Origin of the sequence: Pseudomonas sp. 31 R 17 (assembly GCF_900004915.1) — a bacterium.
In the GTDB taxonomy this organism is placed as follows: domain Bacteria; phylum Pseudomonadota; class Gammaproteobacteria; order Pseudomonadales; family Pseudomonadaceae; genus Aquipseudomonas; species Aquipseudomonas orientalis_A.
Genome location: NZ_CVTN01000063.1, coordinates 35341 through 42107 on the forward strand (window position 1 = coordinate 35341; position 6767 = coordinate 42107).

General features: G+C 63.8%; 6 protein-coding genes. 3 read left to right on the top strand and 3 right to left on the bottom strand.

Features of this window, described 5'->3' with window-relative positions; translation table 11 throughout:
* Positions 1–104 precede the first annotated feature (104 nt).
* Complete coding sequence (locus BFP89_RS11345; protein WP_065885586.1) at positions 105–1088, top strand: GlxA family transcriptional regulator; 984 nt, start codon at positions 105–107, stop codon at positions 1086–1088.
* Between the two features lie 33 nt (positions 1089–1121).
* Positions 1122–2039, top strand: coding sequence for an ADP-ribosylglycohydrolase family protein (locus BFP89_RS11350; RefSeq protein ID WP_065885588.1), 918 nt, complete (start codon positions 1122–1124; stop codon positions 2037–2039).
* A gap of 8 nt (positions 2040–2047) precedes the next feature.
* Here the strand turns inward: BFP89_RS11350 and BFP89_RS11355 are convergent, their stop codons facing one another.
* The 3 genes from BFP89_RS11355 to BFP89_RS11365 all read right to left on the bottom strand — a co-directional run bounded on the left by BFP89_RS11355 (position 2048) and on the right by BFP89_RS11365 (position 5276).
* Positions 2048–3295 (bottom strand): NAD(P)/FAD-dependent oxidoreductase, encoded by a 1248-nt coding sequence (locus BFP89_RS11355; protein WP_065885589.1) that lies wholly within the window; start codon positions 3293–3295, stop codon positions 2048–2050.
* A gap of 68 nt (positions 3296–3363) precedes the next feature.
* Positions 3364–4311 carry a dihydrodipicolinate synthase family protein gene (locus BFP89_RS11360; RefSeq protein ID WP_065885590.1) on the bottom strand — a complete coding sequence of 316 codons (948 nt, stop codon included), beginning with the start codon at positions 4309–4311 and terminating at the stop codon, positions 3364–3366.
* Between the two features lie 38 nt (positions 4312–4349).
* The gene (locus BFP89_RS11365; protein WP_065885591.1) at positions 4350–5276 is read right to left on the bottom strand and encodes a 4-hydroxyproline epimerase; all 927 of its coding nucleotides are present in this window, start codon (positions 5274–5276) and stop codon (positions 4350–4352) included.
* 270 nt (positions 5277–5546) lie between these two features.
* On the opposite strand from BFP89_RS11365, the gene BFP89_RS11370 reads away from it, so the two are divergent.
* Entirely contained in the window at positions 5547–6308 is a 762-nt protein-coding gene (locus tag BFP89_RS11370) for an AraC family transcriptional regulator (protein ID WP_065885688.1), read from the top strand.
* Positions 6309–6767 lie beyond the last annotated feature (459 nt).

The following is a 6767-nucleotide window of genomic DNA, read 5'->3' on the forward strand; positions in this document are numbered from 1 at the left end:
CCGGGAGTGAGACAGCCACCGCGTTTGCCCCTAAGATAGCGCCCACTGCATCAACAATAAGAGTGGGCCAACCCTCGATGGAAAGACGCCAGTTCAGCGGTGGCATGAAGGGTAAGAACCTGCGCTACCTCAATGACAATCCCCAGCAGACGGCGGCGGTCACCCGTATCGGCTTCCTGCTGCTCGAACACTTCTCGCTGCCTGCCTTCACCCAGACCCTCGACACGCTGGTCACCGCCAACCTGCTGCGCCCCGAGCTGTTCGCGACGCGCACGTTCGGGTGGGACGAGCGCGAGATTATCAGTGACCTGGGCCTGGTCATCCGTCCCGATGCGCGCCTGGAACCGTCGGTGTTGCAGGATTTGGACCTGCTGGTGATCTGTGGTGGATTTCGCACCGAACTCAAGGCCAGTGAAGACTTCATCCATATCCTGCGCGCCGCTGCCGAACAGGGTGTCGGGCTTGCCGGCCTGTGGAACGGCTCATGGTTTCTCGGCCGCGCCGGGTTGTTGCAGGGCTATCGTTGCGCCATCCACCCGGAGCATCGTCCGGCGCTGGCGGAGGTGTGCAAGGCCGCGCAGGTCACCAGCGAGCCCTATGTGATCGACCGCGACCGCCTCACCGCTTCCAGCCCCTCGGGTGCCTTCCACATGGCCCTGGACTGGATCAAGAGCCTGCACGGCAAGGCGTTGGTCGAAGGCATCGAAGACATCCTCGCCTTCGAGGAGTCGCGCTACCGACGCATCAAACCGACCGAAAACGTCTGCGTCAGCGCACCGCTGCGCGAAGTGCTCAAGCTGATGGACGCCAACCTGGAAGAACCGCTTGAGCTCGACCAGCTCGCCGTCTACGCCGGCCGCTCGCGGCGCCAGTTGGAGCGCCTGTTCAAGGAACAACTGGGCACCACGCCGCAGCGCTACTACATGGAGTTGCGCGTGACCGAAGCGCGGCGCCTGTTGCAGCACACCGAGCTGTCGCAGGTGGACGTGCTGGTGGCCTGCGGTTTTGTGTCACCGAGTCACTTCAGCAAGTGCTACAGCTCGTATTTCGGCTATCGCCCCTCTAAAGAAAAGCGTTTGGTCAAATAGTAGGGGGGGGCAATGTTTTCTCAAGGAGGGTTGATGGACACCACGCTTTTGGATCGTTATCGCGGCAGCTTGCTTGGGCTGGCCTGTGGCGACGCGGTAGGCACCACGGTCGAGTTCATGCCTCGGGGCACCTTTTCGCCCGTCACCGATATGGTCGGTGGCGGGCCGTTCAACCTTCAGCCCGGCCAGTGGACTGATGACACTTCCATGGCGCTTTGCCTGGCCGAGAGCCTGTTGCGCAAGGGTGGTTTTGACGCAGCCGATCAGATGGGACGTTATCTGAACTGGTGGAAGTGGGGCTACTTGAGTTCAACCGGTGAATGCTTTGATATCGGCATGACCGTTCGTGAAGCACTGGCGGCATTTGAGAACACTGGCGAGGCGTTTTCCGGTTCTACCGACCCGTATTCGGCCGGCAACGGTTCGATGATGCGACTCGCGCCTGTGGTGCTGTTTTACTTTCCCGACCTGGAAAACGTCCGCCGATTCAGCGCGCTCAGTTCGCGTACCACACACGCCGCCCAAGAGGCTATCGAATGCTGCCTGTTGCTGGCCGAGGCCATGGGCAGGGCCTTGAGCGGTGTGTCGAAGAATGAAGTCCTGCGCCTGGAGGATAGCGCTTTGTCGGCGCCCAAGGTCATGGCGATTGCGCGTGGCGGGTATCGCGACAAGGCCCAGGCAGACATCAAAGGGTCAGGTTATGCCGTTGCCTCGCTGGAAGCGGCGTTCTGGTGTTTCGAACACACAGCCAGTTTTGCCGAAGCGGTACTCGCTGCGGCCAACCTGGGTGACGACGCCGACACGACCGCCGCTATCGTGGGGCAGTTGGCCGGTGCACATTATGGTGTCCATGGGATTCCCATCGGCTGGCTGGACAAGCTCTGCCTGCGCGACGACATTCAAGAGACCGCCGATGCATTATTCGCCGCCTCCTCGAATCAATCCGGTTAAGTGCTTTATCAAAACCGCGCCATTCGATACGCCTGCATCCCAGGCACTGCTTCACCGCTTGCCAGCTGAGCGATTTTTTCCGCCGTCACCGCCGCCTGGGTCAATCCCAGGTGCTGATGACCGAACGCAAGCAGCACCTTGCCATCGCACACCCGGTCGATGATCGGCAGCGAGTCGGGCAGGGAGGGCCGAAAGCCCATCCACGGCGTGGCGTCGGCTGCGTTCAGCGGCTGGCGGAACAGGCCGTCGCTCAAGCGGTGCAACTGCCACGCTCGCTGCATATTGGCCGGACGTTCCAGGCCGGCGAATTCCACGGTGCCGGCCAGGCGCAGGCCGTCGGCCATAGGGGTCATGATGAATTTGCGCTCCAGTGAGGTGACGGCGAAGGGCAGGCGCTGGTGTTCGTGGGGCAGCATCAGGTGATAGCCGCGCTCGGTGTCCAGCGGCACGCGCTTGCCGGTGAGGGTGGCGGTGAGACGGGCCGAGTGGGCGCCGCAGGCGATCAGGACCTGGCGCGCGGTGACCACGCGGTGATCCGTCATCAATGACACACCGTCATTTTCCACGCGGCCATCCACGACGCGCTGTTGCAGAAAGGTCACGCCCAGGGCCCTGGCCGCGTTCACCAACTCGCCGACCACTGCGTACGGGTCGAGAAAATGCCCGGTGCGCGGAAAAAACAATCCGCCCTGTATCGCCTCGCTCAACTGCGGCGCCGCCGTGCGCACCGCTTGCGCTGACCAGAACGCCACCGGCACGCCTTGCTGCTGCATCCGCTGCTGCAAGGCATCCAGCGCCGCACGGGATTCGGCGCGCTCAAACACCAGCAGCGAACCGTCTTCGCGCAGCAACTGCGGTTGCCCGATAGAACCCAACAAGCGCTGCCACGCGGCGAGGCTGGCTTCATTCAACGCGCAAAGGCCTGCGACAGTGCGCTGATAGCGTATCGGCCGCAGGTTCAACAGCAGGCGCATGAACCAGGGCAGGGCGCGGGGCAGGTAGGTCCAGTCCAGGCGCAGCGGGCCCAAAGGATCGAGCAACATGGCCGGCAGGCGCTTGAGGATCGACAAGTCGGCGATGGGAAAGACCTGCTCGGTGGCCAGGTGCCCGGCATTGCCATAGGAGGCGCCCATGCCCGGCGCCTGCGCGTCGATCACCAGCACCTGCCGCCCTTGTCGCGCCAGTTGCAAGGCGCAGGCAACGCCGATGATGCCGGCGCCGACCACGACGATGTCGGCTGAATGGGGATTGGTCATCGCTTATGCCTCTCTTCGGCTGTTGACCAGCAGATGACTCGCCACAGCACGCCCGCGCCGACAGAAAATCAAGCGACGTTCTGCTCGGCCGACCAGTTGGCGTACCACTGGCGGAACAGCGCGTACTGCTGCTCGGCATAGCGGCGTTGAGCGGCGCTGAGTCCATCGGTTTCGTTGAAGTGCAGGGCATAGCCCTGGTCACCGTTGAGCACCATCAAGTGCTTGTAATACAGCACCAGGTCGCAGCCTTCGTCGAACGAGGACAGCACCGCCAGCGCGGCTTCCAGCTCGCGGGCCTGGCGCCGGGCCTTGGCATCGCCCGTGGCGGCCAGCTTGCTCAGCGCCACCAGTTGCAGCACTTCACGGGGCAGCGCGTTGCCGATGCCGGTGATGGCGCCGGTGGCGTTGCAATTGACAAAACCGTGCACCACCTGGGTATCGACACCCACCATCAGGGTCACGTCGTCGTCCTGGGAGGTAATGTTTTCCGCCGCATAGCGCAGGTCGGCGGCGCCGCCGAATTCCTTGAAGCCGATCAGGTTCGGGTGTTCGCGGCGCAGCTCGAAGAACAGCTCGGCGCGGGTGGCGAAGCCGTAGTACGGGCTGTTGTAGATCACCGCCGGCAGGTTGGGCGCTGCCTTGAGGATCGCCGCGAAGTGGGCCTTTTGTGCGGTGGCCGAAGCGCCACGGGACAGCACACGCGGAATCACCATCAAACCATGCGCGCCGACCTTGGCCGCATGCGCCGCGTGAGACACGGCCTCACGGCTGTTGACCGCGCCGGTGCCGACGATGGTCGGTACGCCGGCGGCCACCAGGCGCGCCACGCCTTCCTGGCGCTCGGCTTCGGTGAGCAGCGGCCAATCGCCCATGGAACCGCAATACACCACGGCGCTCATGCCGATATCGATCAGTTCGCGACCCTTGGCCACCAGGGCGTCGAAGTCGGGTGTGCGCGCGGGGGTGCACGGCGTCATCAGGGCGGGCATGCAGCCGGTGAAGATATTGTCGCTCATGGTGCTGACTCCTTGATATTGAGTAGGGGGGGAAGGGCTCAGATGCCCCAGGCAAACGGGTCCTGTTCGTCGATCAGCAAGATGCTGTCGGCGGTCATGTGGGCGCGGCCGGTGATGAACGGGCGTACGCGCTCGCCGTCCCATTCATAGCGGGCCTGGAATTGGCTGCCGGTGATGCTGGCCTGGACCCAGGGCTCACCGGGGCCGAGTTTGCCGTCGGCCGCCAGGCAGGCGAGCTTGGCGCTGGTGCCGGTGCCGCAGGGGGAGCGGTCATAGGCCTTGCCGGGGCACATCACGAAGTTGCGGCTGTCGGCCTCGGTGTCGTCGGCGAACAGTTCGATGTGGTCGATCAGCGCGCCGTCTTCGCCGTAGATGCCCTGGGCTTCAAGGGCCTTGAGCATGGCCCAGGTGTAGTCGGTGAGGGCGTCGACGTTGCTCATCTGCAGCGCCTGGCCGTGGTCGGACACCAGGAAAAACCAATTGCCGCCCCAGGCTATATCACCCACGACCGCGCCGTGGCCGGGCACCTGCACTGAGACGTGCCGGCGATAGCGATAGGCGGGCACGTTGCGCAGGGTCACCGCGCCGTCGGCGTGCAGCGTGGCCGCCACCGGGCCCACCGGGGTGTCGAGGGTGTGCACGCCCGTCTCGATCAGCCCCAGGTAGTGCAACGAGGCGATCAGGCCGAGGGTGCCGTGGCCGCACATGCCCAGATAACCCGCGTTGTTGAAGAAGATCACGCCGCAGGTCGCGCCTGGGGTGACCGGCGCGCAATACAGCGCTCCCACCAGCACGTCGTTGCCGCGCGGTTCCAGCAGGCAGGCGCGGCGCCATTGATCATGGTGGCTGCGCAGGTCGTCGAGTTGAGCGGCAATGGTGTCGCCGGTCAGCGCAGGGAAGCCATTCATGATCAGGCGTGTGGGTTCGCCGCCGGTGTGGGAGTCGATAACGTGCAGGCGTTTCATGCAAGGCTCCATCAGTGGGTGGCCGCAGAGTGAGTGGCTAAAGAGAGTGGGGTGCTGTAGTGATTGTCACTGACCGCTTCGCTTTTATCGTCGTCGCTTTCCAGGCGCACCAGGTAGGCAGTGGCGCTATCGTGAACCCCCTAAGCGGGCGGCGATTGATGGTTTGCGTCGGGATGGATGACGAATTCAGCACAGTTTTCAGCGCTCGACAGGGTCCCGGGCATGGGGCAATCTGCTCGGCGTCGGGGTCGGAAACGAGCGATGAAGATCATGGTGCAGCACGTGTTTGCGAGTCTCTTGCAGGGCAGTCGCCCCCACAGCATCGAGCAGTTGCTGACAGGCGCGGCGCAGCTGTTGCCGTTGCTGGACGTGATCCCCAACGCGACGTTTTTCATCAAGGACATCGAGGCCCGCTACGTGCTCGCCAACCGCACCCTGGTGCAGCGCTGCGGCCTGCGGCAACTGCAGCCGCTGCTGGGCAAGACCAGCGCCGAAGTATTCCCGGCGCAACTGGGGCCGGGCTATACCGAGCAGGACCGGCGTGTGCTGCAGCAGGGGCTGGTGCTGGAGGACCAGCTTGAGCTGCACCTTTACGGCAGCCGCGAACCGGGCTGGTGCCTGACGCACAAATGGCCGCTGTATAACGCTGGCGGCGCGATCATCGGCCTGGCCGGCATTTCGCTTGACCTGCAGTCGGCCAGCCAGACCCACCCTGCCTACCAACGCCTGGCGGCGGTGGACGAACATATCCGCGCTCACTTCAACCGCCGTGTCACCCTTGGTGAATTGACGCGCATTGCCGGTATCTCCGTGGCGCAGTTGGAGCGCTACTGCAAGCGTGTGTTCCACCTTACGCCCCGGCAAATGATCCAGAAGGTGCGGCTGGAGCATGCCCACCGATTGCTGCACACCGACCTGCCGATTACCGATGTCGCCTTGCAGTGCGGCTATACCGACCACAGTGCGTTTACTCGACAGTTCAAGGCGTCGACCGGGTTTACGCCCAGGCAATATCGGCAGGCCACCCAATAGGTGTGGCAGGGATCCTGCCCCCGATGACGGCCTCAGGGCCGACCGGGATGTTGTGTCGATCCCGATCAAAATGTGGGAGGGGGCTTGCCCCCGATGACGGCCTCAGAGCCGACCGGGATTTTGTGTCGATCCTGGCCCAAATGTGGGAGGGGGCTTGCTCCCGATGACGGCCTCAGGGCCGACCAGGATTTTGTGTCGATCCTGGCCCAAATGTGGGAGGGGGCTTGCTCCCGATGACGGCCTCAGAGCCGACCGGGATTTTGTGTCGATCCTGGCCCAAATGTGGGAGGGGGCTTGCCCCCGATGGCGGCCTCAGAGCCGACCAGGATGCTGGATTGGACCGAGTACATATCTGTTCCTGCGGCAACGGCCACTTAGGGTTCCGCTTTTACAGCGGCTCACTTTTGAAAAGCGCAAAAGTAAGCAAAACGCTCTTGCCCCACCACTCGGCACCTCGCT